The following is a 25,093-nucleotide window of genomic DNA, read 5'->3' on the forward strand; positions in this document are numbered from 1 at the left end:
TTTAGACAAATAAATTGACTAGGATTATTTAGCTCTTTATGGTTACATGCTTGCTATAGTTGCATCAAAATTTATTAATATAATAATAAAGGATAGTTATGAAAATGGTGCAAGAAGCGGAGCGAAACAGGCTCAAATTTTTCCCGATTATGATGTACGCAACGGTTATGGGCATGAGTGGTTTGACCATTATGTACCAAAAAGCCGCCCTATGGTTAGGCTTTTCGGCACTGATTGGCGAAGGGTTAATGGCGATCACAACACTGCTTTTTGGTGTGATCAGCGTGATTTACATCACAAAATTTTTGAAATACAGTGTGGCTGTTAAAAAAGAGTTTAGCCATCCGGTGCGCATCAACTTTTTTGCAGCAGTTTCGATCTCAATGCTGATGTTGGCGATCATCTACAAAGAGCATTATCCTTCAGTTTCAGCCTTTTTTTGGTATCCAGGTGCGGTGTTGCATTTTTACTTAACGATGCACACAATCTCGTTTTGGATCAATAACAACCAAGAGCTCGATCACTCCAATCCTGCGTGGTTTATCCCCATTGTGGGCAATGTCCTCATTCCTGTGGCAGGCGTTGGGTTTGCAAGCCAAGGCGTTTTGCTCTATTTTTTTAGCACGGGCATCTTTTTTTGGGTGATTTTGTTTGCTATTTTGCTCAATCGCATCATCTTCCATCATCAAATGGCAAACAAATTTATGCCAACGATGTTTATTCTTATCGCACCCCCTGCGGTTGGATTTATTGCTTATGTGAAGATTTATGAAGTGATTGATACCTTTGCGATGATCTTATTTAACCTCGCACTTTTCTTTACTTTTTTAATCGCCTTTATGTACAAAAATTTCATTAAGATTAAGTTCTTCATCTCATGGTGGGCGTTTGTCTTCCCTGTGGCGGCAATGGCGATTAGCACGATGCTTATGTATCATCAAACTCAGGATTTTCCTTTGTTGGTGCTAGCCTATACGATGATCGCTGTCACAAGCGTTATTATCACGATTGTCATTTATCAAACACTGATTCACATGCAAAAAGGTGACATCTGCGTTCAAGAGTAAACCAAAATTTCAAAGGAACATTCAATGCAAAAAACAATTTTTATGGATAAATACCCACTCTATTCGTTGACGATTCAAAAAAGTGAGACAGTTTATGAAAACGCTGAGCAGATTATTGCTTATTTTAAAGAGAAGATCAGTGAGCATCCTATCGCGAAATTTATCGCGGTGTTTGACCATTATACGCATACAAAGTCGTTGGGTGGAGAGATCATGGAAGGGCTCAAAGATGCTCAAAATATCATCTTCTGCTTTGGACCGATGATCCCCAATACTAAAATCGTCGCCGTGCGCCCTCGAAGCATTGCGATCTGTGAGTTGGAAACCTCTTTTATCATCGAATTTTTAGAAGCCCCCAAAGAAGAGATGCACGCCTTGATGGAATCTTGGGCAAAAGCGCTTGTTGAAGTTAAATAGTCCTATAATCGTTTACTTGTAAGATACAAGAGCCATTACGCGCTCTTGTATCTCATCGACTTCTCTTCCTCTCTTTGTTTCTGCTTGTGAGAAGCACTCTATTTATAAAATATTAACTAATAAAAATTATAATGCAATAAAATAAATAATCAGGAAAAATCAGATGAATTTTCGATTTTGGATAGCGCTCTATCAAGAGGGTTTTAGCCATTTAGGAGTTGGAAAAACATTGTGGAAAGTGATTTTTATTAAGCTATTGGTGATGCTGGTTCTTTTCAAAGGACTCTTCTTCAACGAAACCCTGCATACGCTCTTTGATGAAGAGACGCAAAAAAGTGAGTATGTATTAGATAATTTAACAAAGGATCGAAAGTGAATGAACTCGCTTCCGTGGATTGGAGTAGGGCGCAATTTGCGCTGACCGCCATCTACCATTTTTTATTTGTTCCCTTAACGTTGGGGCTTAGTTTTTTAGTGGCGATTATGGAGACCCTGTATGTGAAAACGGGTGATCTGGAGTGGAAAAAAGCGACTAAGTTTTGGATGACACTGTTTGCGATTAACTTTGCCATCGGCGTTGCCACAGGGCTTATTATGGAGTTTGAATTTGGCACCAACTGGGCAAATTATTCGTGGTTTGTCGGGGACATCTTTGGCGCGCCGCTTGCAGTAGAGGGTATTTTAGCCTTCTTTATGGAATCAACCTTCTTTGCCGTTATGTTTTTTGGTTGGAATAAAGTCAGTAAAGGCTTTCACCTGCTTTCGACGTGGTTAGTCGCCATTGGCTCCAATCTCTCAGCTTTTTGGATTTTAGTGGCGAACGGTTGGATGCAGTATCCCGTTGGCATGGTGTTTAATCCTGAGAGTGCACGCAACGAAATGGCAAATTTTTTCGATGTTTTACTCTCTCCCGTGGCGATTGCCAAGTTTTTGCATACGGTTGCGAGTGGCTATGTGATTGGGTCGCTATTTGTGGTGGGCATCTCTGCATGGTTTTTACTCAAACAGCGCCATCTCCAGTTTGCCAAACGAAGCATGCTCGTAGGCGCATCGTTTGGTCTGCTCACTTCTATTTTTTTAACCCTTAGTGGCGATGAGAGTGCGTATCAAGTTGCACAGCATCAGCCGGTTAAGCTTGCGGCAATGGAAGGCATTTACAAAGGAGAACACCGTGCAGGCCTGCTTGCATTTGGATTTTTAAATCCTGATAAAAAACTAGGCGATGATCTGCACCCTTTTATCGGTGACATTGAGATTCCTTATATGCTCTCTTTTTTAGGATACCGCGATATTGAGGCGTTTGTGCCAGGTTTAGATGATCTGGTTTATGGCAATCCTAGCAAAGGGGTTGTATCCGCACAGGAGCGTATCGAAAGTGGCAAAATAGCGTTGGGCGCACTTAAGAATTATCGTGAAGCACGCAAAGAGGGCAATGCGGCTTTGATGCAAGAAGCGCAAACGCTTTTAACGACGCATATGCCCAATTTTGGGTATGGCTATTTGGAGAGACCTGAGCAGATCGTGCCTCCGCTTGCACTGACATTTTACACGTTTCACCTTATGGTCTCTTTGGGGATGTGGTTTTTAGCCCTGTTTATCATCGTGCTTTTTCTCTTAATGAAGCGTGAGATAATGCGCTACAAACCTGTTTTGTATGCAGCGCTTTGGAGTATTCCTCTAGGCTACATCGCCGCTGAATGCGGTTGGATTGTGGCGGAAGTTGGCAGACAGCCATGGGCGATTCAAGACTTGATGCCTGTGCGCATTGCGGCAACGAATTTAGGCAGTGGGAATGTGATGCTCTCCTTTAGTCTGTTTGCCATACTGTTTACCCTTTTGTTGATTGCTGAGATTAAAATTATGGTGAAGCAAATCGCCATCGGCCCAGATGGAGGTCACTGATGTTTGAACTACTCTCTTTTGTGCAACTGCAACAGTTGTGGTGGATTATTGTAAGCCTTTTAGGCGGTATTTTTGCATTTTTACTGTTTATCCAAGGCGGGCAAACCTTGCTCTTTTCCCTTCCTGCCAATGAAACAGAAAAAGCGATGTTGGTTAACGCTTTGGGGCGTAAGTGGGAACTTGGTTTTACCACGTTGGTTCTGTTTGGCGGTGCTTTATTTGCAGCGTTTCCTCTTTTTTATGCGACCAGTTTTGGAGGTGCGTATTGGGTGTGGCTTGCCATTTTGTTCTGCTTTATCATTCAAGCGGTCAGTTACGAATACCGCAAAAAACCCGATAATTTTTTAGGAACAAAAACGTACGAATACTTTTTGTACCTCAATGGCAGTGTAGGTGTTTTACTCTTAGGCATTGCGATCAGCACTTTTTTTAGTGGGGCAGCATTTCATCTGGATGAAAACCATTTTGTCTTTTGGGATAATTCCTTGAGAGGCTTAGAAGCGCTAAGCAACCCTTTTAATTATCTTTTAGCCTTCACCCTTTTCTTTCTTTCACGTATTGGGGCTGGGCTTTATTTTATCAATACACTGGATCACGATGCTTTACATGTAAAGATCAAAACGATGTTAAAATCGCAGACACTGCTCTTTTTGCTCTTTTTTGTAAGCTTTATGGGCTGGATTCTAACCAAGGAGGGATTTGCGTATGATCCACTCACCAAAGTAGTGATGATCATACCGTACCATTATGCCAACAGTTTTGTCCAAATGCCGTTTGTCTTAGCGCTGTTTAGCGTGGGGGTTTGTTTGGTTGTTTTGGGAGTATTGCGCGCCCTTTTGAGTGCTAGTAAAACAAGCATTAAGCCTTTTGGTGTGGGTGTTGTCTTGACGGTGATGGCACTGTTTCTCATTCTTGGGTTGAACCATACCGTTTTTTACCCCTCGTTGAGCGATCTGCAAAGTTCATTGCATATTGAAAATGCGAGCGGAAGCGTGTACACGCTGACCACGATGAGTTATGTGGGTTTGATGATTCCCTTTGTTGTGGCATACATTGCGTACGCATGGTATGCGATGAATCGTGTCAAAATTACAGAAGCAGAGATGAACGACTCTAGCGAACATCATTATTAGGAGCATCGTATGGATTACACACATTCCCTCTTGTGGCTATTGACATGGCCACTGCTGATTGGGGCGAGTTATGGATTTGTTCGTTTAAATCTCTCTATTTTTAAAGATGAATAAGGGATTTTCCTTTATTCGTCCCCCTTCGTTGCGCTCTTTTAAAGAAAAGTGAGACAAATTCAGTATAATAGTAAAAAAGTTCTAAGGTCATAGAATGATTAATGTTTTGATGATAGAAGATGATGCTGAGTTTGCTGAAATCTTAAGTGAATACCTCGCGAAATACAATATCAAAATTACCAATTATGAAGACCCTTATTTGGGGTTAACCGCAGGCATTAAAAAGTACGATTTGCTGATTTTAGATCTGACGTTACCAGGGATGGATGGACTTGAAGTCTGCAAAGAGATCGTAGCGAAGTACGATATTCCTATCATTATCTCCTCGGCACGCAGCGATATTAGCGACAAAGTGATTGGGCTTCAAATTGGGGCGGATGATTATTTGCCAAAACCGTACGATCCTAAAGAGATGTACGCGCGCATTCAAAGCTTGATTCGCCGTTACAAAAAGAGCTCGACGCTTGAAGATCAACAAGGTGCCAGTGTTTTTTTGGTCGATGAAAAACGCCATGAGATTTCGTTTAAAAATGAAGTCTTAAGCCTTACACCTGCGGAGTATGAGATTCTCTCGTATATGATCAAGCAAAATGGTTTTTCGATTTCACGTGAGCAGCTAGTCTACAACTGCAAATCACTCAAAGATAAAGGTTCTAAGAGTTTAGATGTCATCATCGGACGTTTACGTGCTAAAATCGGCGATGACTCGAAGAGTCCTGAATACATCCACTCGGTTCGAGGCATTGGGTATAAGCTGGTTGGATGATTAAAAACTCGATTCTGAACAAGATCAGCGCGATCTTTTTTCTCTCACTCTTTTTGTTGGCGATGTTTTTTACACTTTTGTTGGAGCATCAAAGCGATAAAAACTTAGACACGATGAAACAGCGCCAAATTCAATCGGTCAATTACCTGTTGGTGATGTACCGCAACAATGTCCAGCCTCAGGATATTGAAGAGTACTTTAATAACTTTGGGCTCAAAAAAGTCTCCAGCAAACACCTTCGCGATTCAGTGTTAGAGCGTGGGGTGGTTATTTTTCAAAAACTCTCACCGATCAGTCGTTTCTCTTCCATTGTCTACAATGATCGCTACTATCTTTTCATCGATAACTTTGAATCAAGCGTGCTTTTGGAGAGTCAAGACTATAAAAATTTTAACGAGAGTTTGTGGGTTGTTTTTGTGATAGCGCTTCTAATTTTGCTTTACATGTACATCTCTATTTTTAAAAGTATTGCTCCGTTGAAAACACTCAGCTCTCAAATACGCAAGTTTGCTTCGGGAGATCTTGAGATTGAATGCAAGAGTGAATCCAATGATGAGATCGGTGAAGTTGCCAATGAATTTGATCGAGCCGTGAAGAAAATCCACGATCTCATTAACTCTCGACAACTTTTTTTACGTACCATTATGCACGAGCTCAAAACGCCTATTGGCAAAGGGCGCATCGTCGCGGAGATGTTAGAGGATGAGACGGCTAAAAAGCGCTTGATTGGAGTTTTTGGACGGCTGGATCTGCTCATTTCAGAGTTTTCAAAAATCGAGCAGATTACCTCAAAGCGTTACGATTTGAGTCTGAAAGAGTATTCGCTTTTACATGTAATCGATCAAGCGATTGATCTTCTGATGCTGGATGAGAAAAAGAGGGAAGATCAGGTAAAAGTGGAGGGCGATTTTGATTTTAAAGTCACGGTTGATTTTGATCTGATGGCATTGGCGCTTAAAAACCTGATGGACAACGCGATGAAACACAGCCTCAACCACCGTGTTTACGTGAAAAGTGAAGGGCAAAAAGTGATCATTGCCAATGAAGGAGAGCCACTTAAAATGGCGATTGAGGAGTATTTTCAACCTTTCGTTTCAGGCTCTAAAGCGTGCGGAAGTGGACTGGGCTTGGGGCTTTACATCGTTAAAAATATTGTGGCACAGCACGGGTTTGAGGTGCTGTATGCCTATAAAGAGGGCTTTCACACGTTTAGTATCGATTTTTCCAAAGAGTGTGCGTTATGATGCGAGGGTTAGAGAAGTTCAATAAACTGGTTGAGGCGTTTGAAAAACTCCCGACCGTTGGTCGAAAATCCGCCGTTCGCTTTGCTTACCATTTGGTTTTGAATGACACGTTCTCAGCGATGAAGCTCTCCAATGCAATTGAGAGTGCGATTAAAAGTATTCGCAAATGCGAGCGTTGTGGAGCCCTGAGCGAGCATGAAATTTGCGATATTTGCCTTGATGAAAGACGTGATGCTCAAAAGCTCTGCATTGTGGAGAGTGCGAAAGATATTTTTGTGCTTGAAGAGCATAAACTCTTTGAAGGGCGTTATTTTGTTCTCTCTGACTTGGAAGAGCAGACACTGAGTAAGCTTGAGAGGATCGTGCACGAAGGGATCACCGAGATGATTTTTGCGCTTACCCCTTCCTTAGTCAATGACGCACTGATTTTATTTATCGAAGATAAGCTCAAAAACCATGCTTTGCAGTTTACCAAGATCGCCCAAGGTGTTCCCACAGGCGTCCATCTGGAAAATGTCGATATGCTCTCCCTCTCTAAAGCGCTAGAATCGCGCACCAAAACCTAAACGCTACACCTCTTCGGTTGGTTTGAAAAAAGTGTAACGATTTTTGCCCGCTTGCTTAGCGGCGTACATGGCTTTATCTGCATCAAGGATGAGCTCATCCGCTTGGCGTGTGTCGCGAGGATAGAGGCTAATCCCAATACTTGCAGAGATACGAAGTTCAATACCATGAATGTCAATGACTTCATTCATCGCTTCTAGGATGCGTTGCACAATGATGGTGCATTCACTGGCTTCCTCTAAGTTGGTCAAGAGCGCTACAAACTCATCGCCTCCTAGGCGTGCAATGGTCTCATTTTTGCGCAACAATGAGGCAATGCGTTGGGAAGCCGTGATCAGAAGTTCATCCCCAACACTGTGCCCATAGGTATCATTAACTTCTTTAAAGCCATCCAAATCAATGTATAAAACCGCTAAAGAGGTGCTGTAACGCTCTGCTTCTGCAATGGCTTGTTTAAGTCTATCTTGCAGTAAACTACGGTTGGGAAGCGAGGTGAGTGCATCGTGTTGTGCGAGATGTTCTAACGCTTTTTCATGCTCTTTGATGGTGGATATATCCGTAAAAAGGGCTACAAAATTTTGAATTTCCCCTTCGCTGTCTTTAATCGCACTGATTGTAAGCATCTCTGCGTAAATACTGCCATCTTTTCGACGATTCCAAATCTCTCCTTGCCAATTTCCAAAGGTAGAAATGCAGTGCCACATCTGAATGTAAAAAGGCATCTCTTGTCTTCCTGATTTTAAGATGCGAGGGTTTCGACCGATAATTTCATCGCGTTGATAGCCTGTAATGCGAACAAAAGCATCATTGGCTTCAATAATAGTGCCATAAGGATCGGTGATAATAATACCTTCTCTGGCATGGGTAAAGACATTGGCGGCGAGTTGAAGCTTGGCATCACTCTTACTCTTCTCAATGGCAAGGGAGATGAACTGGACTTCATCTTCAAGCAGTTTCATCTCACGCGGTGTAAGTGGCTTATTGTGCAAAGAGCAGAGGATCAAATATCCCAGAAACTGTTTGGATGCAGAGACAATAGGATTGATCCAGCAGTGTTGATTTTGCTCATGCGCTGCCATCTTCTCATCCTGCCAAGGTTCATGCGCTAAGGCACTTAACAGGTGTGGTTTTGGCTCTAAAGCGAGCAGTTGGGTTAAAAAGTGGTTATCGCTGTGGGCTGCTTGAATCAGTGCCGTGTTTACATAGTGTAGCTCATTGGAGGTCGCTCCTAGATTGAGTTGATGATGGGTTTCATCCAAAAGAAGAATGCTACACCCAATGCAGCGGTGATGAATGGATTCAATATCGCCTACGATGACATGTAAAATAGAAGAGAGTGGTGACATATGTGCCATCATCTGTAAAATATGTTTATGGTGGATTTCGTATTGCTGAGTGTATTGGCGCTCATCAATATTGGCGATCACACCGACAAGCCCAATTTGCTTGCCTTTTGCATCGTAAAAAGGTTTGCATGTCAGGCGCCCCCAAAAGATGCTGCCATCTTCTTTGTAGTAGATGCGCTCTAAATCCACAGAGTCTATTGTGTTGGCAAGAAGTGCTACCATCTTTTGTCTGCTCAGTTCTCGCTCTCGTGGGTGAATGAGCTCAACATACTGTTTACCAAGCAGTGCTTCGAGTGGGTATAAAAACATCTCTTGCATGCGTTGATTGGCTTGGATGATGCGCCCTTCAGGGTTGATCAAGAAGATGGCAACACTGGAGGTATCCAAGATTTGCTTAAAGAAAATTTCCTGCTCAGCAAGCATTTGTGTAGCGCTGCTGGGTGGCAATAGTCTTTGGATAAGTTTAGAAACAAGGCTCATACAACGCTCTCTTTGAAAAATGTTACAGGTAGTTTAGCGCGTAGTGTAACATAAAATTTGGAATTATGAAATGGATTTTTAGCGTTTTTGATCTAAAAAATAAATTTAATATATTAATAAAATAAATAAGTAAAAAATAAGATTTTTAAACTCTTTTTGCCTCAATGACCATCTGATCGAGGATGGTGAAAAGCTCTTTACTTTTCAGTTCAATCACTCTAAAATTCTCTAAAATGTTTTCCGTTTTTTCCACGCAGTTTCCTTGCGCAATGCACGCCAAAGAGGTGCGTACCTTCTCATGGACACTGTGATGAGGCTCTTCTAAGAGAGGATAACTTGCCACACTACTAAAGGCTTTTTTGCCATCACCCACTTCGTACCATTATCCTAGTCGGCATTGATGATGATCTCCAAATGTGGTTTTTGCATCATTTTTAAAGAGAGTATTATAGGCATTGAGTTTGAAGATAATATGGTCAAGCTTAGCAAGTTCAATAAAAATATCATACGAAATCAGAAGATTTTCACGACGAATGGCATTGGCGTTGGTCGTGAGCTCTCCTAAACTCTCTTTAAAGCATTCGACCTCCTGTACGGAAGCTTTGACATACGTTTCCGTACTTTCACTGCTCTCGACCATTGTTTCGGCATTTTGCTTTAGAATGTTGATCGCAGTACTTTGGTGAACATTTTGAACGACGATGGATGTTTGGTCATTCAGTTTTAAAATGGATTGCAATGTTCCAATGGTTGTCTGCATGGTTGGTTGAATGGCAAGGCTTCCATGAATCGCCCCTTCACTCATCAGATCGGTCAGCGAGATCATGAGTTGGGATCGCTTCATATGTTGATGAATCTGTTCATTCGCCTCTTTGATCTTCTTCTCTTCCTCCTTGGCAAGAAGAACATTCTGTTCAAATTTATCAAAAAGAAGGTTGAAATTACGAGATGTTTGCGCGATTTCGTCGCTACTCACAATGGCTAAACGGTTGGAGAGATCACCTTGTTCGGATGCTAGGGATTCGGCAATGGATTTGAGGCGATTGATATTTTTTAGAATGGATCTGCTGGTCAATGCTAAAATGCTCAGCAGAAGAAAAACACCCAAAAATGCTGTGAGCAAAAGCGTTATAAATCCTCTCTGAAGTGCGCTATCGGCACGTGCCTCATCTTTTTGCGCTTCTTGGTTGGCAAGAATCACCAGTTGATCGACGTAGTTTCGATGCGTGTCATATGCTGTTTTGAGTTTTCCCAGCACCAGCGCTTGGGCTTTGTTAAGATCGTGGGTATCTATGGCAGGTAAAAACTCTTTTTCGGTGATTTCAAAATAGCTTAATGCGGAGTTTTTAACCTCATTAAGCACCAATTTTTTCATGGATGATTCAACGTCACTCTCAAACCAGTATGCTTGGCGATTCATAAACTCTTTCTTTAACGCGAGTAATTTTGTTTTAAGTTCGGCAATCTGTGCGGTGTCACTTGTGAGCATAGCGTATGTAATCAAGCGGGTTTCGATGATATGCTCAGGCGGAGGGAGAATGTCGGCAAGCAGGTCTTTGGAGAGAATAATTTTGGTGTAGAGCTCACCTTTAATTTGCACGGCATTGATGGTGATAAATGAGACTCCAATGACCAGTGCCACGACGAGCATGCTGAGGATAGCTGCTAGAATTAACCGTAGTTTTATGGTCATCATAGAGCCTTGGATTAAAATGTAGACCATTAAAAGCTTTAAAATATCGTATATGCACTATCTATTCCAATGCGATAAAGTATTATAAGATAAACTTACAAAATTTTTTTAAAAATATTATTAGTGTCGTGAAGGAGGGGAAAAAAGTCTCTGGGTATGTCAAAGGGAAGCTTACATCTAAACGTCCCTCCGCTTTTTAAGCACTGTATTTGTGACGCAGTTCTTTTTTATCGACTTTGCCAACGCTGGTTTTATCGATACTTTCGACACATTTTATTTTCAAGAGCATGCTTTCACGTGCCATAATTCCTTTGTGAATAAATTCCTTAGTGTGCAGCAGCAGCTCTTTATCGCTAAGGGATTTTGTGGGATCTTTCACGACCAGTGCAAGCGGTCGCTCTCCCCATTTTTCATCATCAATCCCAATCACAGCGACCTCTTTGACAGAGGGATGTTGATTGATGATGTCTTCAAGCTCAAGTGATGAGACCCATTCACCACCCACTTTAATGATGTCTTTGACGCGATCGGTGATCTTAATGTAGCCTTTTTCATCGATGTTTGCCATATCGCCCGTGTGCAAATACCCACCGTGCCACAGCACTTCAGAGTTTTTTTGATCTTTAAAATAGCCTTGTGTCAGCCATGGTGAACGCACCACAATTTCTCCTGTGCTGATGCTATCCCTTGGAAGTTGGTTCATCTGCTCATCCACCACGTGAATCTCCACAAGTCCCATCGGACGACCCGTTTTGATGCGAATATCGCTTTGCGCGTCATCATTCATCTCCAACATCTCAGGCGTAAGTTGCGCAAGGCTTAAAATTGGGCAGGTTTCACTCATGCCATACCCTGTGAACATATCGATCCCTCTTCGGAGTGCTTCTTTGCACATTGCTTTGGGAAGGGCTGCTCCTCCAATGATGACTTTCCAGCCTTTGAGATTGACTTCATTAATTTTTGGGGAGTTAAAAAGCATGTGCATGATTGTTGGAACACAATGCGAGAAAGTGACTTTTTCTGTCTCGATCAGCTCTAAAAGCAGGTCAGGAATGTAACGACCTGGATAGACTTGCTTAACCCCAAGCATCGTTGCAACATAAGGCAATCCCCATGCGTGGACATGAAACATCGGTGTGATCGGCATATACACATCGTATTGGTGAAAACTTCCTTGTTGTGGAGCTGTTCCGAGCGTGGAGAGAACGCCTAGAGTATGAAGGAGAAGTTGGCGATGGGTAAAGTAGACACCTTTGGGAAGACCTGTCGTTCCTGTGGTGTAAAACGTTGTTGCACGGGTGTTCTCATCAAAGTCTGGAAAGTCGAAAACATCGGCACTTTGCGCAAGAAGCGCTTCGTATTCACCGTTTACATGTAAAGAGGTTGAAGGGATTGTTTCATCGTCCGATAAAACAATAAAATGCTCCACATCCAGCCTTCCTTTGATCTGCTCAAGGATGGGCAAAAAGTCGGTATGCGCTAAGATCACATCATCTTCGGCATGGTCAATCGTGTAGAGAATCTGCTCAGGGCTGAGACGAATATTGATTGTGTGTAAAATGGCTCCTAGCATCGGAATCGCAAAATAGCACTCCAAATAACGGTGCGAGTCATAATCCATCACCGCGACCGTATCGCCTTTTTTCACGCCCAGAGCACTGAGCATATGCGCCAGTTTATGCACACGTTTTTTAAACGTTGCGTAGGTAAAACGCTTCTCCCCACGGTAGACGATCTCTTGTTTAGGGTCGAAATAAATTGGAGCATTGAGGATGTTTTTAATCAAGAGTTGATACTCATGCGCATAAGGATTTTTCAGGGTATTTTCAAGTTGCACACGCTCTCCTTGGGTAAAATTTAGAGATCAAACGCAGGGCGCATCAACGATTCGATCGTTTTAACGTCATAATGGTTAGAGAAGAAAAGGTTAAACGCAAGAACTCCTTGGTATAAAAGCATCTCTTTACCATCTTTACATGTAAGCTGATGGCTTCGTGCGAGTTCTAAAAAAGGGGTTGGTTTATTGTAAATCACATCAAAAGCGTATTTGGCGTCTTGAAACAGAGTCTCTAAGAGCGCTTTGTCACACGGGTACGCTTCCTCTTTGAGTCCTGCTGAGGTGGTGTTGATGATGAGGTCATACGCTTTACATGTAAAGGTTTCCCAAGTGTTACATGTAAAGCCTTTGGCTTCAAAAAAAGAGAGTCGAGAGGAGGATCGGTTGAGAATGGTGGTTTCGATGTGGTGTGTTTTTAAAATCATCGCAATCGCTTTTGCCGTTCCTCCTGCTCCTAAAATCAGGGCATTGCGAAGCATGCCAAAGCTTTTGATCGCTTCGTAAAAGCCTTCAGCATCGGTGTTGTAGCCGATGACGCGCGCTCCTTCACGGACCAGCGTGTTGACCGCGCCAATCTCTTTGGCAAGCCCTCGCACTTCGTCGCATTGCGCATACGCTGCCTCTTTATGGGGGACGGTAACATTTGCCCCTTGAAGATTCATCGCACGAAACGCGGAGAGCAATTTTTCAGGCTCTTTAATGGCTTTGCGCACATAACAACCATCGAGTTCTAACGCCTGCAAAACGGTGTTATGAAGTCTTGGAGAGATCGAATGCGTAACAGGGTCGCCAAAAATACTAAAGAGTAACATGAGTATGCTACGCTTTTAGGTCATCAAGTGAACTGGTCATGGCACCTAGTTTATTGGTCACTTCGAGGTATTCAAGCTCAGGGTTGCTATCGGCTACAATACCGCCTCCTGCTTGAAAAATGATCTTCTCTTCATCAAGGTAAGCGGTTCGAATCATAATGCAGCTGTCCATATTGCCATCGAATCCAAAATAACCCGCTGCTCCACTGTAAAAGCTTCGCTTCAAACCTTCAAAATCGCTAATAAGCTCCATTGCCCGAATCTTAGGCGTTCCGGTCATCGTTCCAGCCGTAAAGGTGGCTGCAAAAAGATCAAACATGTCGTATTTGGCATCGAGCACTGCTTCGATGTCGCTGACCATGTGCATGACGTGAGAATAACGCTCGACACGCATCATCTCTTTCACTTTCACACTGCCCACTTTTGCCACGCGTCCAAGGTCATTGCGTCCAAGATCGATCAGCATCAGATGCTCCGCACGCTCTTTTTCATCACTGAGCATCTCTTTTTCGTACGCCATATCTTTCTCATACGTCGATCCGCGTTTGCGTGTGCCTGCAATCGGACGAAGCGTTATGCGCCCATCTTTGAGCCCGATCATCACTTCAGGAGAACTGCCGATGATCGCAAATGTGGGATAGGAGAGGTAAAACATGTATGGCGATGGATTTTTCTGACGCAAAATGCGGTAAAAACTGAGACGATCAATTTGTGCGTATTGCGTAAAACGATTCGACATCAAAATCTGAAAAACATCCCCACTGCGAATCATCTCTTTAGCTTGTGCCACCATCTCAAAAAAGTGCTCTTTGGAAAGCGCAAACGAGCTCTTGCTTTTATCGACAATCGCTGTTTGAATCGGAATGTGATGATGAGGCTCTTTAAGGGTTGCCTCAATGGCATCCAGTTGAGCTACAATGTGAGGTACAAATGTGCTTAGGACAAGTGTATTGGTTTTATGCGAAAAGGTACAGACGAGTTTGGGACGCATCAGGTCGATTTCGGGAATGTGAAGCTCATCTTTGAGTCCATCCATGTGTGAGCGTAAACGTGGTTCAAAAATTTTCACGGCATCATAACCGATGTAACCGATAAAACCATCTACAAAGCCAACACCTAGCTCTTTGGCATAGTTTTGGTAGAGTGTTTTATCCAGTTCTGCGTAGCGTTTTTTTAAAAAGGTAAATGGGTTAGCGCCTAAATCGTGAGAGATGCCCTCTTCATCGATGTGTACCGCCAGATCATTTTGATGAATAACACGCTCACGTGCGCCAATAAAGAGAAAACTAAAGTTGCCATCGTTGTTGTTGATGGCACTTTCAAACAAAAAGCAGAGCTCACCTTGAAAATAATCCTGCAATTTTGCAAAGATCGTAATTGGGGTGAGCTGATCGAAGAGAATTTTACGAGAGCTTAGCACCTTATTTCACCCGGTATATAAATGCGTTTTTATTGACACTGGAGCGAATGAGGACAAGTGCACTCTCCGCATCGCTTGATTTGGCATACGGTCCAATTAAGATTTTCGTCACTTTATTGCCATTAACCACGGTCGTGTAGAGTTTGTACTCAAACCCTTTGGACTTAATGTCGTTCAGCTGTTTGGCATCAGGTGTGGTCGCAACAGCGCCTATTTGAACATAAATTCCTGCATCGGCACTTCCGCTAGTAGGTGCTTTTTCGCTAGAGCTCACTTCGGTACTGCGAAGCAGAGGTTGTGCTTTTGTCGCCTCTTTTTTAGGCTCTTCTTTCACTTTAGAAGGAAGGGTCTCTTTGACAGAAGGGGTTGTTGCTGGCGTAGCTGTTTTCTCGGTCTCTTTTGCCTCTTCTTGTTTTTGCGCCTCTTTCTCTTTGAGGGTTTTGATCATATCTTCAAAACTCTCTTTTTTAGGGTTTTCCTCAATAATTGGCACTTGCTTAAAGAGTTGGTCATCTTTAGGAATTTGTGTCTCTTGGGTTGGCTCTGGCGGTAAAATAAGTTTCGACGTATCTTTGCCTTCGTCTTTGTTTGCTACTTTCATGCTTGCGAGTGCGACTAAAAAGACAAGAATCAAAAAAGCAACTAAAATAAGGATACGCTTCATCCTAAGGGTCTTATTATCCCCTTTTTCTAACACAATATCACTAAGCTCATTTCTATTTTCCATCGGTTCTCCTTAGAATGATGTTATCACTACATATGCTTCGACCAAGAAGCGCCTCGCTCTTTTTGGTACAAGTCATAAGGCAGTGCCAAAATGTTAAACTCTTTTGGAAGCTCCTGTGTTGGGAACATTCTCCACTCGCGCGGAAGCTTTTGGGAGAGTTTGGCTGAGAGCATTTTAGCGATCTGATACCCCTCTTGCAAGGTAGTATGGCCTTTATGAACATACAGATGTAGATGATCTTCCGTTTTACTTTTATACGCCGTAAAATTGATGAATCCCTCTTCTCTAAGCAAAAGTTGTGCCCTATGCCAAAATCGCTCGGTGTTTCTTCCGTTATAGTCAAAAACGATGTTTTCGACTTTGTCAAAGCGGTTAATCAGCGAGTGCGCAACCGTAATTTTGCCATCAAGATGATCTTTGATGATACTGTTGTTCAGAGGCTGATTAATACGCTCGTATTTATCAAAAAAGACTCTCCCTCCAAAATCGATCTTTTGGACAATGTTGTCACGTTTGATCCAATAGTGATCGGTAATCATTTTGATAAGAGAGACGTCAATATTGTACATAATTTCCCTTAGTAGGTTGGTCTGTCGTAAATAATAAAGTTGCTTGCAAGCGCTTTCATCTCATCTTTAATCTTTACATGTAACGCTTCATCGTTGATATTATCCAGCACATCGGCAATTTTATTGGCGATGATTTCAAACTCTTTCTCTTTCATACCACGCGCGGTTAAAGCAGGTGAACCGATGCGAACACCGCTGGTGACAAACGGGCTTCTGGTTTCGCCAGGAACGGTGTTTTTATTGACCGTAATGCCAGCACGTCCCAATGCCAAATCAGCCTCTTTACCGCTAAATTCTTTGTTCAAAAATGAAACAAGTACCAAATGGTTATCGGTACCGCCACTCACGATGTCATAGCCACGTTTAATGAGCACGTCTGCCAAAACTTTGGCATTGGCACGAACTTGTTTGGCATACACTGTCCACTCTGGCTTAAGGTTTTCAGCAAACCCAACCGCTTTAGCCGCAATCACATGCACCAAGGGACCACCTTGAATACCTGGGAAGATCGCGCTATTGACTTTCTTAGCGATCTCTTCATCGTTAGTAAGAATGATGCCACCACGAGGTCCACGAAGTGTTTTGTGCGTTGTTGAAGTTACAATATGGCAGTGTGGGAATGGACTTGGATGCTCACCTGCTGCTACAAGACCTGCAATGTGCGCGATGTCGGCAAAAAGATACGCACCGACTTCATCGGCAATCTCTCTAAATTTAGCAAAATCAATCTCGCGTGGGTACGCACTGGCACCACAAACGATCATTTTAGGTTTGACAATGTGCGCGATTTCTCTCACTTTATCATAATTGATGCGACCATCCAGCTCTACGCCGTAAAAGAAACTCGAATACGTTTTACCTGAACTGCTCACTTTTGCACCGTGTGTTAAGTGACCACCGTGGCTTAGATCCATACCTAAAATTTTATCATAGGGCGTAAGAAGCGCTTGGTAGACACCTTGGTTGGCTTGACTACCCGAGTTTGGTTGAACATTGGCATAGGTACATCCAAAAAGCTGACACACGCGATCAATCGCCAGTTGTTCTACCGCATCGGCAAATTCACAACCACCGTAGTAGCGTTTTGCAGGATAACCTTCCGCATATTTGTTCGTAAAAACACTGCCCATCGCTTCCATAACAGCAGGATAGGTGAAGTTTTCGCTGGCAATCATCTCAAGGTGATCGCATTGGCGGTGCAACTCTTTTACGGTCAAGTCATAAACAACAGGGTCAACAGTTTTTAAAATACTCATTTTTATTCCTCATCTTTTTGTGTTAAATCATCGCTCTCACCAAGGGGTTTCATGGCAGGGAACAAAATGACATCTTTAATCGACATCTCATTGGTGAGTAACATCGTCAAACGATCAATTCCTAACCCTTGTCCTGCGGTTGGCGGTAAGCCATACCCTAGAGCGTAGACATAATCTTCATCCATCTCATGGGCTTCATCATCACCGGCATTTTTAGCCTGCAACTGTTTTGCAAATCGTTCGTATTGATCCAAAGGATCGTTCAGTTCGTTAAATCCATTGGCGATCTCTCGCCCAGCAATGAAGAGCTCAAAGCGCTCTGCAATGTTTGGATCAATTTCACTGCGACGTGCGAGGGGGCTAATTTCAATCGGATAATCCATGATGAACGTTGGATCAATCAGTTTTTCTTCCACAAAAAGGTCAAAAAGTTCTTCGTAGAGTTTACCAAGGCTTAGGTTTTTTTCAACTGTAAACCCTTTATTGGTAATATAGGTCACAATTTGAGCACGATCATCCAAAATTTGATCAGGAATATCACCGATTTCTGCAAGCGCTGCTCTAAAGCCAATTTTACGGAATGGTTTTGAAAAATCGATTTCGAAATCACCATAAGGGAGTTTACGAGGGAGTTTGAGTTTTTTGAGGAGCACATCAAACATCTCTTCAGTCAGACGCATTAAATCATGGTAGTTATGGTACGCCCAGTAAAATTCAATCATCGTAAATTCAGGGTTATGGGTTTGATCCATCCCTTCGTTTCTAAAATTACGATTGATCTCAAAAACCGCTTCAAAACCTCCTACTACAAGACGTTTAAGGTAAAGTTCGGGTGCAATGCGAAGGTAACGATCAACACCAAGCGCATTATGATGGGTGATAAAAGGCTTCGCATTAGCCCCTCCTGCAATGGGGTGCATCATAGGAGTTTCAACCTCCAAGAAGTCTCTCTCTTCAAAGAAATGACGAATCTCGCTGACAATTTTACTTCTGATTTTAAAGGTTTTGCGCACATCCGCGTTCATAATCATATCGAGATAACGTTTACGGTATCTGAGCTCTTTATCTTGGAGACCATGAAACTTCTCAGGAAGCGGTACAATGGACTTGGTAGCGACTTCAAGTGTGTTTACATGTAAAGAGAGTTCACCCGTTTTGGTGACAAATGGAAAGCCCGTCACACTGATGATGTCACCCACTTCAACGAGTTTTTTGGCTTCATCAAACCATGCTTCACCGATCGACTCACGGCTAAAATAGATTTGAAGCAGCCCTTGTTCATCTTCGATTTTTGCAAACGCGGCTTTTCCCATATGGCGTAAAAATTTAATACGTCCTACAACGGTATTGTTCTTGTTCTCATCACGTTTGAGTTCACTCTCAATCACATATTCATAACACTCTAAAAACTCTTTGGTACTGGTGTCTTTGATAATATTGTGCCTGTAAGGGTTGTGACCAAGAACTTGGAGCGCTTTTCCCTTCTCGATACGTTGTTGTTGGTATTGGTCCTGAAATAACAAATTGCTTCCTCTTTTCTAAATATTAGCTTTTTTCTTTAGCACATTTTTCGCAAAGACCACGTAGTTGCATCAAATGGCTGGTGATGTGAAAGTGATTCGCTTTCGCGATCTCTAGTTGAAGTTGTTCGATTTTATCGTTTTGAAATTCGATGATAAGCCCGCATGTTTTGCAAATCATATGATCATGATGGGGTTTGTTGGCAAGCTCAAATTTTTTACCTGCCACGCCAAAAGAGATGGACGTGACCATGAGGGACTCTTCCAAAAGGTTCAAAGTGCGATACACCGTAGCGATCCCAATGTTCAGTTCTGGGTACGTGCTTTTAAGAAAAATATAGAGATCCTCAGGGGTAAAATGCTCATTTCGCTCGTACAAGGTTTTTAAAACAACTTCGCGTTGTTTGGTAAATTTTAAACTATTGTTTTTCAAGAGCTCTTTAAAGTTGGCGAGTAAAGAGCTGTATTCAAGATTTTCAAATGCACTCATTGTGTAACCTTTCTTAAGGATTTGTTGAATTATCGACTTTAGGCTGAAGGCTTTCAAACATCGTATTGGTATCTAATTTTACAATATAATTGCCCATCTCCAAAAAGAGAGGATACATACTACTTTGAGTAACATAAGGCTCCATTTTGGATTTGACAAATTCAATGTTACTGAGTGTCACAGCAAGCACTGAGAAGACCAAAAAGATTTTCATGCTTCCCACCGCAAAACCTGCTAATTTATCGATCATACCAAGTCCACTAAGGCTCAATGCTTGCGCGATAAGGTAGCCCAAAAAGATACACGTAATCCATACAACAATTAAAACTGCAATAAAACCAAAAAGATACAAAGAGGCTTGGTTTCCAAAAACAAAAAGATGATCATTAATCATGTGACCAGCAACAGGTGCATAACGTGAGGCGAAATAGATACCTCCAATAATGCCTAAAAGACCAAAAACTTCTTTGACAAAGCCATTAATAATACCTTTAATACCTAAAATAAGCACTAAAGCCAATGAGATAATGTCAAACATGGAAAAATTCGCCATTAATAGGTGCTCCTAAAACAATTTTTGCCACTTCGTTTGGCTTCATTCAGTGCTTTGTCTGCTTTATCTAAAAGATCATCCGCACTCATGGTGTGTCTATGAGAGCAGATACCTGCACTGAGTGTCAAATGAATGTCGTGGTTTTTGTAGAGTAATTTACTATCACTCGTCTCTTTAATAATGCGATCAACAATTTTGGTCGCCTCTTCGAAAGAGGTGCGGTTAAGAATCACCACAAACTCTTCTCCTCCGTAACGGTAGATGCGTGTTCCACGACGAAGCGAGTTTTGAATCAGTTTGGATAAAAAGATCAGTGTTTTATCCCCTGCAATATGTCCAAAAGAGTCGTTGATCTGTTTAAAATCATCGGCATCAAACATGACAAGGTGCATGTCCATATCTTTCTCTTTTCCAAAACTGAGCACCTCTTCTAAGTCTTTCACCAAGACTCTGCGGTTATGTGCTTTGGTCAGAGGGTCGATGTTGGATTCACGCTCCAATCGTTCCACTTCCAATTTGAGCTTTGCGATGGTTTCATCGGCTGCTTGCAACTCGTGGAAAATTTTATCTTGGAAATGGTCAAATGCTTGAAGAATTTGGTGGGTATCCACACTTTCATAGTCTCGTTTAATGTTATCAATATTAATGGCGGTCTCATCGGAGATGAATCTAAGATTGTCATTGGTTTTGACAAACTCTTCAAGCCCTTTTTTCATTAATCCAAAGCAGTTTTCACTTAAAAGTTCTTCCTGCCCTGCATTGGAAAAAAGATAACTGTGTTTTTTTGAAAGGTCTAAAATTTCGGCATCGCCGTTTGTTTGCATCGTCTCGACAAAGGTATCGTGATAATATTTGGGATAGGGGGGAATATTTAAATCTTTGAGCTTTGCAAATGTCTCATCGGCCAGTTGAAAAACCATCTCTGCGATATGATTGCCATTGTTCATGTCCATAGGTGCCTTTTTACCCATTATTTTAAATTTTAGTGCTTTAGTATAGCCTGAATTAGCTGTAATATTAGTAAAACCTTTGCGTTAGATGCCCATATTGTTTAAGAGCTCCTGCGGTTGTGTCGAGTAACGAATGGCATCCTCTTTGGTAATCAGGTTTGCTTTGAGATGTTTCATCATGGCTTGGGTTTGGGTGACCATACCTGTTTTTTGCTGATTGAGTTGCATTTGTGAGTAAATTTGATGAATCTTATTTTCACGAATAAGGTTTGCAATTGCCGCATTGTTAATCATGATTTCATGAATGGCAACCCTTCCTCCACCGACTTTTGGCAAGAGGCTTTGCGAAATAATAGCGTACAGCGACGTTGCTAGCATATTGCGTACTTGTACCTGTTCAGGGCCATCAAAACTGTCAACAATTCTATTGATCGTTTGAACAGCAGAGTTGGTGTGTAAGGTTCCTAAAACCAAGTGACCTGTCTCAGCTGCGGTAATAGCTGTACTAATGGTCTCTTGATCTCGCATCTCACCCACAAGGATAATGTCTGGATCTTGGCGAAGTGAAAATTTGAGCGCCTTTGCAAAACTTTTGGTATCTTCACCCACATTGCGGTGCGAAAAGAGGCACTTTTTGTTGCTATGAATAAACTCCACGGGATCTTCAATAGTAATAATATGGCGATGTTCAAAAAGGTTAATTTCATTTAACAGGGCTGCTAAGGTGGTTGATTTACCGCTTCCCGTAGGCCCTGTGACTAAGATAAGCCCTTTTTCGCGTTTAATCAGCTCTTTAAACACGATAGGAGCATTAAGATCATCCAAAGAAGGAATTTCAATAGGAATAATCCTAAATGCGGCGGCTAAATCACCGTTGATCGTGTAATAGTAGTTCGCGCGAAAACGACCAATGTCAGGAAACATGATTGCAAAATCGAGCTCTTTCTCTTCTTCCAGTTTCTTTTTTTGTTTATCGGTAATCAGGGTATAACAGAGTTCTTCAATCACCGTGCCACTGAGGTGTTCCATATCGAGAGGAACCAGTTTACCATCAATTCTAATCTGAGGTTCACTACGACCTACAAGGTGTAGATCGGACGCTTTATAGGCGACCACATTTTTTAATAATGCTTTAATATTAAGTGAACTCATACGGTTTTCTCCTTAAATGGGCTTATTCGATGATTTTTGGAACGACAAAAAAGCCACTTTCACTCTGTGGGGCATGGTTTAAAATAATTTTAATAATGGCTGGATTGACAGTGGGAATATCGTCACGAAACGGTGTGCCCCCTGCGAGGGTTGTAAAGGTCGCCTCTTCTGATTCAAGGTTCAGTTCATTCAGGTTTTCAACAAAAGCGACAATTTCACTCAGCTGGTTAATCACACCTTCACGTTTCTCATTGCTTATTTTCAAAGAAGAGAGTTTTTCAAGTTTTTGCAAGAGTGTGTCATCAATGTGCATTGGCTAAAATCCTTCAGTTGGTTTAAAAGCTGATTATAGCAAATTCTCTTTTGGCTAAGACTGAAATGGCATTAGTGGCTTTTTATATTTCTTGTGATAAACTTTGGCATATTTTTAAAAAAATCGCTTCTATAAGGATAGTGTTTGGGACTTCAAGAGAATATTAAAGCGGTCAAAGAAGAGATAAGCACGGAAGAGCAGTTCTTAGAGGGCATGATCAAAGGTGAGCGTTTCTTTAAACGTAATAAAACATATATCATCTCTGCACTGGTGCTTTTAGTGCTAGGCGCTGGTGGCTACGCTATCAATGATGTTATGGTTCAACAACGTTTAAAAGCTTCCAATGTTGCGTATCAAGCACTTTTGATGGATGCAAGTAATGTCTCTGCGCTAGAAACCCTCAAAGCAAAAAATCCAAAACTGTACACGATGTATCTCTTTGAGTCAGCACTGGCAAAAGGTGATGCGGAAGTGCTCAAAAGCGTCTCCCTTTCAAAAGAAGATCCTATTTTAGCGGATTTAGCAGCGTATCAGCTTTCACAGCTTGATGCAAATGCCACGGCTAAAGGTGAATTGCTTTCGGGAATGGTGGCTCTCCAAGAGGGGTATGAATTGCTCAAAGAGAAGAAAGTAGAAGAGGCGAGGTTGAAATTTGCTCAAATCGATGCAAGTTCTCCACTTAAACAGATTGCAAAAAATCTAGAACACTATCAAGGTTTAAACTAATGAGATACGCAAAAATTGTTTTTTCACTTTTAGCTTTACTATTGGTTGTCAGCGGCTGTGGCACAAAACGTCAATATTTTGAACCAGAGGCGCTTGCGGGTAAAGTAAGTTATGATGGCTCATTGCCTGGTTCCATTGTGGACGCGGTACGCGATGGTGCTACACTCTCTAATGGTCAAGTTATCACCAAAAAAGGACTCTCAAATGTTCTTTTACCTGAAGGTTTTGTCTACCTTGGTGAAGATCAAGGGCGCTATGTTGCTGCATCCAAATGCGGTGCTTTGCAAGTCATTGACGCGTCTAAAAAAGTGCTTTTCACTAAAGACTGTAGCGTCTCTGTCGCTTCTGCTTCGCTAAAAGCCAATATCTTAGCACTTGTTTTAGGCTCTAATGAGCTTATCTTGATTGACATTAACGATGGCAAAGAGATGATGCACCTTAAGCAAGATAACGTTTATGTGCTTGATTCTCGTATTGCGGCACCGTATTTCTTGGGCGACTTAATCGTTTTCCCAACCTTGGATGGTAAGCTTGTGATTGTGGATGCGCAAAGCAAAAAACCGATTCGTGATGTTGTGGTCAGCAATGAAAAGTTCTTTGGTAACATCATCTACCTTCAAGTCTTAGGCGATCGTTTGGTGGCAGCGACGAAGAGCAAAGTGGTTTCCATTAGCCCAAAATCGATCAGTTTCCTTGAAAAAGAGGTCAAAGATGTGATCGTACTTGAAAATCGCATTTTTGTCTTCACGAAAGATGGACGTGTCATTTTAGCCGATGCGGATCTTAGAGTGATTAAAGAGCGTAAATTTCCCTTTGCAACCTTTGCTGGAACGATTTACGGCGATTTTATCTACATGATCGAAAAAGGTGGGTATGTGATTGCGACCGATTTGGATCTCGTCTCTACCAACGTGTATAAACTTCCCGATGAAATTGAGAGCCACATCTTTACAACAGGTGATGCGCTTTACTATAAAGATCATTTCTTCAAACTCAATCGTAAAAAATAGGCATTGGGTTGTGTTACCATCATGAAAGAGATGTTAGAGCGCATTTGTTGCAAGCAGGTCGTCTTTACATCTCTGGAAGTGGTGGATCCAAAAATACTTCATACGCGCAAAAAGCTCGCTATCTTTAGTGGGGTAGATCCAAAATCGTTTTACCATCTTATCTTTCGTATGGAACAAAAGAGCCGATTTTTACGCAAACATGTGGATGAAATTGTTGAACTATGTCACAATTTAGAGTTACATGTAAAGCATACCTATAAGTATAAACACCTGCTTCTTAATGCGCCTTTGTGCTCCAAAGCAGCCCTCATACTTCAAGACAATGGTTGGAAGGTTTATAATGATTTTATGTGATATTGGAAATTCCAATGCTGATTTTTACCAAGATGGTAAAGTGTGGAGCATGTCTCATAAACAGTTTAAAGAGTTTTCAGCCAAAGAGCGTGTCTACTATATTTGTGTGAACGATGCCCTCAAAAGTTGGTTGCAAGGGCGAAATCATTTTATTGATTTGGAGCCTTATTTTGAGTTTGACACGATTTACCAAGGAATGGGGATTGATCGTATTGCGGCATGTTGTACGATTGAAGATGGGATGATTGTGGATGCAGGCAGCGCCATTACGGTTGACATTATGTCAGGAGGAATGCACTTGGGTGGTTTTATTCTTCCGGGTCTTGGCGCGTATGAGAAGTGTTATGCCTCGATTTCGCCACGTCTTAGTTTACCGATTAATCCAAGCATCGCTTTGGATGCCCTACCTCAAAAAACAAACGATGCGATCTCCTATGGCGTGATTAAGTCGATTATGATGCTTTTAGAAGTTACATGTAAAGATAAACGCATCTTCTTTTTGGGTGGAGATGGTAAATTTTTCTCTAAATTTTTCAGCAATGCGGTCTTTGATCGAACGCTCATTTTTAGAGGAATGCTCAAAACCATTAAAGAAGCACAATTAGAATAGACTTCTTAGAAGCTTTCTGACTCGTTGGAGTCAAGCTTTAGTGTCACAGCGGCCAAGCGTAGGGGTTT

The 25,093-nt window shown here is 41.9% G+C and carries 27 protein-coding genes; 12 read left to right on the forward strand and 15 right to left on the reverse strand.

All coding sequences use genetic code 11. The features are described from left to right. Window positions 1–98: 98 nt before the first annotated feature. The 8 genes from JU57_RS05770 to recR all read left to right on the forward strand — a co-directional run bounded on the left by JU57_RS05770 (window position 99) and on the right by recR (window position 7,209). Window positions 99–1,067, forward strand: a complete 969-nt coding sequence (locus JU57_RS05770) for an SLAC1 anion channel family protein (RefSeq protein WP_037958195.1) — start codon at window positions 99–101, stop codon at window positions 1,065–1,067. 24 nt (window positions 1,068–1,091) lie between these two features. Further along, on the forward strand, window positions 1,092–1,484 hold the full coding sequence (locus JU57_RS05775) for a DUF6858 family protein (RefSeq protein ID WP_037958197.1): 393 nt from the start codon (window positions 1,092–1,094) through the stop codon (window positions 1,482–1,484). Between the two features lie 163 nt (window positions 1,485–1,647). Continuing rightward, entirely contained in the window at window positions 1,648–1,860 is a 213-nt protein-coding gene (locus JU57_RS05780) for a DUF4492 domain-containing protein (RefSeq protein ID WP_037958199.1), read from the forward strand. Beyond that, a complete protein-coding gene (locus JU57_RS05785) occupies window positions 1,857–3,386 on the forward strand; it encodes a cytochrome ubiquinol oxidase subunit I (protein ID WP_037958201.1) in 1,530 nt (509 codons plus the stop codon). Before JU57_RS05780 ends, JU57_RS05785 begins: the two co-directional genes overlap by 4 nt. Beyond that, a complete protein-coding gene (gene cydB, locus JU57_RS05790; RefSeq protein ID WP_037958203.1) occupies window positions 3,386–4,519 on the forward strand; it encodes a cytochrome d ubiquinol oxidase subunit II in 1,134 nt (377 codons plus the stop codon). The genes JU57_RS05785 and cydB overlap by 1 nt, the downstream gene beginning before the upstream one ends. Before the next feature lie 208 nt (window positions 4,520–4,727). After that, window positions 4,728–5,399 (forward strand): response regulator transcription factor, encoded by a 672-nt coding sequence (locus JU57_RS05795; protein ID WP_037958205.1) that lies wholly within the window; start codon window positions 4,728–4,730, stop codon window positions 5,397–5,399. Continuing rightward, entirely contained in the window at window positions 5,396–6,643 is a 1,248-nt protein-coding gene (locus tag JU57_RS05800; RefSeq protein ID WP_294876171.1) for an ArsS family sensor histidine kinase, read from the forward strand. The genes JU57_RS05795 and JU57_RS05800 overlap by 4 nt, the downstream gene beginning before the upstream one ends. Continuing rightward, window positions 6,640–7,209 carry a recombination mediator RecR gene (gene recR, locus JU57_RS05805; RefSeq protein WP_037958207.1) on the forward strand — a complete coding sequence of 190 codons (570 nt, stop codon included), beginning with the start codon at window positions 6,640–6,642 and terminating at the stop codon, window positions 7,207–7,209. Before JU57_RS05800 ends, recR begins: the two co-directional genes overlap by 4 nt. Window positions 7,210–7,212: 3 nt before the next feature. On the opposite strand, the gene JU57_RS13715 is transcribed toward recR, so the two are convergent. The 15 genes from JU57_RS13715 to gatC form a co-directional block, all read right to left on the reverse strand. Further along, window positions 7,213–9,033 (reverse strand): sensor domain-containing diguanylate cyclase, encoded by a 1,821-nt coding sequence (locus JU57_RS13715; RefSeq protein WP_051906653.1) that lies wholly within the window; start codon window positions 9,031–9,033, stop codon window positions 7,213–7,215. A 145-nt stretch (window positions 9,034–9,178) separates the two neighbouring features. Beyond that, a complete protein-coding gene (locus JU57_RS05815) occupies window positions 9,179–9,406 on the reverse strand; it encodes a hypothetical protein (RefSeq protein ID WP_037958209.1) in 228 nt (75 codons plus the stop codon). Between the two features lie 9 nt (window positions 9,407–9,415). Then, window positions 9,416–10,726: a HAMP domain-containing protein gene (locus JU57_RS05820; RefSeq protein WP_294876176.1), complete on the reverse strand. Its 1,311-nt coding sequence runs from the start codon at window positions 10,724–10,726 to the stop codon at window positions 9,416–9,418. A gap of 196 nt (window positions 10,727–10,922) precedes the next feature. Further along, window positions 10,923–12,563, reverse strand: a complete 1,641-nt coding sequence (locus tag JU57_RS05825; protein WP_037958213.1) for a fatty acid--CoA ligase — start codon at window positions 12,561–12,563, stop codon at window positions 10,923–10,925. 20 nt (window positions 12,564–12,583) lie between these two features. After that, a complete protein-coding gene (locus JU57_RS05830) occupies window positions 12,584–13,375 on the reverse strand; it encodes a shikimate dehydrogenase (protein ID WP_037958215.1) in 792 nt (263 codons plus the stop codon). 7 nt (window positions 13,376–13,382) lie between these two features. Then, the gene (locus JU57_RS05835; protein WP_037958217.1) at window positions 13,383–14,795 is read right to left on the reverse strand and encodes an anthranilate synthase component I family protein; all 1,413 of its coding nucleotides are present in this window, start codon (window positions 14,793–14,795) and stop codon (window positions 13,383–13,385) included. 1 nt (window position 14,796) lies between these two features. Then, window positions 14,797–15,522: an SPOR domain-containing protein gene (locus JU57_RS05840; RefSeq protein WP_037958218.1), complete on the reverse strand. Its 726-nt coding sequence runs from the start codon at window positions 15,520–15,522 to the stop codon at window positions 14,797–14,799. A 26-nt stretch (window positions 15,523–15,548) separates the two neighbouring features. Then, window positions 15,549–16,091: a DUF1882 domain-containing protein gene (locus JU57_RS05845; protein ID WP_037958221.1), complete on the reverse strand. Its 543-nt coding sequence runs from the start codon at window positions 16,089–16,091 to the stop codon at window positions 15,549–15,551. 8 nt (window positions 16,092–16,099) lie between these two features. Beyond that, on the reverse strand, window positions 16,100–17,347 hold the full coding sequence (locus JU57_RS05850) for a serine hydroxymethyltransferase (protein ID WP_037958223.1): 1,248 nt from the start codon (window positions 17,345–17,347) through the stop codon (window positions 16,100–16,102). 2 nt (window positions 17,348–17,349) lie between these two features. Then, window positions 17,350–18,870 (reverse strand): lysine--tRNA ligase, encoded by a 1,521-nt coding sequence (lysS, locus tag JU57_RS05855; RefSeq protein WP_037958225.1) that lies wholly within the window; start codon window positions 18,868–18,870, stop codon window positions 17,350–17,352. A gap of 22 nt (window positions 18,871–18,892) precedes the next feature. After that, window positions 18,893–19,357, reverse strand: a complete 465-nt coding sequence (locus tag JU57_RS05860; RefSeq protein ID WP_037958227.1) for a Fur family transcriptional regulator — start codon at window positions 19,355–19,357, stop codon at window positions 18,893–18,895. A gap of 13 nt (window positions 19,358–19,370) precedes the next feature. Beyond that, a complete protein-coding gene (locus tag JU57_RS05865; RefSeq protein ID WP_037958229.1) occupies window positions 19,371–19,910 on the reverse strand; it encodes a CvpA family protein in 540 nt (179 codons plus the stop codon). After that, window positions 19,910–20,857 carry a GGDEF domain-containing protein gene (locus JU57_RS05870; protein WP_037958444.1) on the reverse strand — a complete coding sequence of 316 codons (948 nt, stop codon included), beginning with the start codon at window positions 20,855–20,857 and terminating at the stop codon, window positions 19,910–19,912. Before JU57_RS05870 ends, JU57_RS05865 begins: the two co-directional genes overlap by 1 nt. An 87-nt stretch (window positions 20,858–20,944) precedes the next feature. After that, the gene (locus JU57_RS05875) at window positions 20,945–22,012 is read right to left on the reverse strand and encodes a PilT/PilU family type 4a pilus ATPase (RefSeq protein WP_037958231.1); all 1,068 of its coding nucleotides are present in this window, start codon (window positions 22,010–22,012) and stop codon (window positions 20,945–20,947) included. Window positions 22,013–22,034: 22 nt separating this feature from the next. After that, on the reverse strand, window positions 22,035–22,325 hold the full coding sequence (gene gatC / locus JU57_RS05880) for an Asp-tRNA(Asn)/Glu-tRNA(Gln) amidotransferase subunit GatC (RefSeq protein ID WP_037958233.1): 291 nt from the start codon (window positions 22,323–22,325) through the stop codon (window positions 22,035–22,037). 144 nt (window positions 22,326–22,469) lie between these two features. Here gatC and JU57_RS05885 point away from each other — a divergent pair, with 144 nt between their 5' ends. From JU57_RS05885 to JU57_RS05900, 4 genes are read left to right on the forward strand one after another with little or no spacing between them, the layout of a single operon-like run. After that, entirely contained in the window at window positions 22,470–23,051 is a 582-nt protein-coding gene (locus JU57_RS05885) for a hypothetical protein (protein ID WP_037958235.1), read from the forward strand. Then, entirely contained in the window at window positions 23,051–24,061 is a 1,011-nt protein-coding gene (locus tag JU57_RS05890; protein ID WP_037958238.1) for a PQQ-binding-like beta-propeller repeat protein, read from the forward strand. Before JU57_RS05885 ends, JU57_RS05890 begins: the two co-directional genes overlap by 1 nt. 30 nt (window positions 24,062–24,091) lie before the next feature. Next, window positions 24,092–24,415: a hypothetical protein gene (locus JU57_RS05895; protein ID WP_294876193.1), complete on the forward strand. Its 324-nt coding sequence runs from the start codon at window positions 24,092–24,094 to the stop codon at window positions 24,413–24,415. Beyond that, window positions 24,402–25,025, forward strand: coding sequence for a type III pantothenate kinase (locus tag JU57_RS05900; RefSeq protein ID WP_037958240.1), 624 nt, complete (start codon window positions 24,402–24,404; stop codon window positions 25,023–25,025). The genes JU57_RS05895 and JU57_RS05900 overlap by 14 nt, the downstream gene beginning before the upstream one ends. Window positions 25,026–25,093: the final 68 nt, after the last annotated feature.

The sequence above is a fragment of the Sulfurospirillum sp. SCADC genome, from assembly GCF_000743525.1.
Classification (GTDB): Bacteria; Campylobacterota; Campylobacteria; order Campylobacterales; family Sulfurospirillaceae; genus Sulfurospirillum.

Coding starts and splice junctions, on each gene's coding strand:
- JU57_RS05795 (WP_037958205.1), top strand. CDS start 4,728: ATGATTAATGTTTTGATGATAGAAGATGATGCTGAGTTTGCTGAAATC.
- JU57_RS05890 (WP_037958238.1), top strand. CDS start 23,051: ATGAGATACGCAAAAATTGTTTTTTCACTTTTAGCTTTACTATTGGTT.
- JU57_RS05800 (WP_294876171.1), top strand. CDS start 5,396: ATGATTAAAAACTCGATTCTGAACAAGATCAGCGCGATCTTTTTTCTC.
- JU57_RS05865 (WP_037958229.1), bottom strand. CDS start 19,910: ATGGCGAATTTTTCCATGTTTGACATTATCTCATTGGCTTTAGTGCTT.
- JU57_RS05870 (WP_037958444.1), bottom strand. CDS start 20,857: ATGAACAATGGCAATCATATCGCAGAGATGGTTTTTCAACTGGCCGAT.
- JU57_RS05900 (WP_037958240.1), top strand. CDS start 24,402: ATGATTTTATGTGATATTGGAAATTCCAATGCTGATTTTTACCAAGAT.
- JU57_RS05830 (WP_037958215.1), bottom strand. CDS start 13,375: ATGTTACTCTTTAGTATTTTTGGCGACCCTGTTACGCATTCGATCTCT.
- JU57_RS05845 (WP_037958221.1), bottom strand. CDS start 16,091: ATGTACAATATTGACGTCTCTCTTATCAAAATGATTACCGATCACTAT.
- JU57_RS05850 (WP_037958223.1), bottom strand. CDS start 17,347: ATGAGTATTTTAAAAACTGTTGACCCTGTTGTTTATGACTTGACCGTA.
- JU57_RS05775 (WP_037958197.1), top strand. CDS start 1,092: ATGCAAAAAACAATTTTTATGGATAAATACCCACTCTATTCGTTGACG.
- recR (WP_037958207.1), top strand. CDS start 6,640: ATGATGCGAGGGTTAGAGAAGTTCAATAAACTGGTTGAGGCGTTTGAA.
- JU57_RS05820 (WP_294876176.1), bottom strand. CDS start 10,726: ATGACCATAAAACTACGGTTAATTCTAGCAGCTATCCTCAGCATGCTC.
- JU57_RS05860 (WP_037958227.1), bottom strand. CDS start 19,357: ATGAGTGCATTTGAAAATCTTGAATACAGCTCTTTACTCGCCAACTTT.
- JU57_RS05895 (WP_294876193.1), top strand. CDS start 24,092: ATGTTAGAGCGCATTTGTTGCAAGCAGGTCGTCTTTACATCTCTGGAA.
- JU57_RS05840 (WP_037958218.1), bottom strand. CDS start 15,522: ATGGAAAATAGAAATGAGCTTAGTGATATTGTGTTAGAAAAAGGGGAT.
- JU57_RS13715 (WP_051906653.1), bottom strand. CDS start 9,033: ATGAGCCTTGTTTCTAAACTTATCCAAAGACTATTGCCACCCAGCAGC.
- JU57_RS05875 (WP_037958231.1), bottom strand. CDS start 22,012: ATGAGTTCACTTAATATTAAAGCATTATTAAAAAATGTGGTCGCCTAT.
- gatC (WP_037958233.1), bottom strand. CDS start 22,325: ATGCACATTGATGACACACTCTTGCAAAAACTTGAAAAACTCTCTTCT.
- JU57_RS05770 (WP_037958195.1), top strand. CDS start 99: ATGAAAATGGTGCAAGAAGCGGAGCGAAACAGGCTCAAATTTTTCCCG.
- cydB (WP_037958203.1), top strand. CDS start 3,386: ATGTTTGAACTACTCTCTTTTGTGCAACTGCAACAGTTGTGGTGGATT.
- JU57_RS05780 (WP_037958199.1), top strand. CDS start 1,648: ATGAATTTTCGATTTTGGATAGCGCTCTATCAAGAGGGTTTTAGCCAT.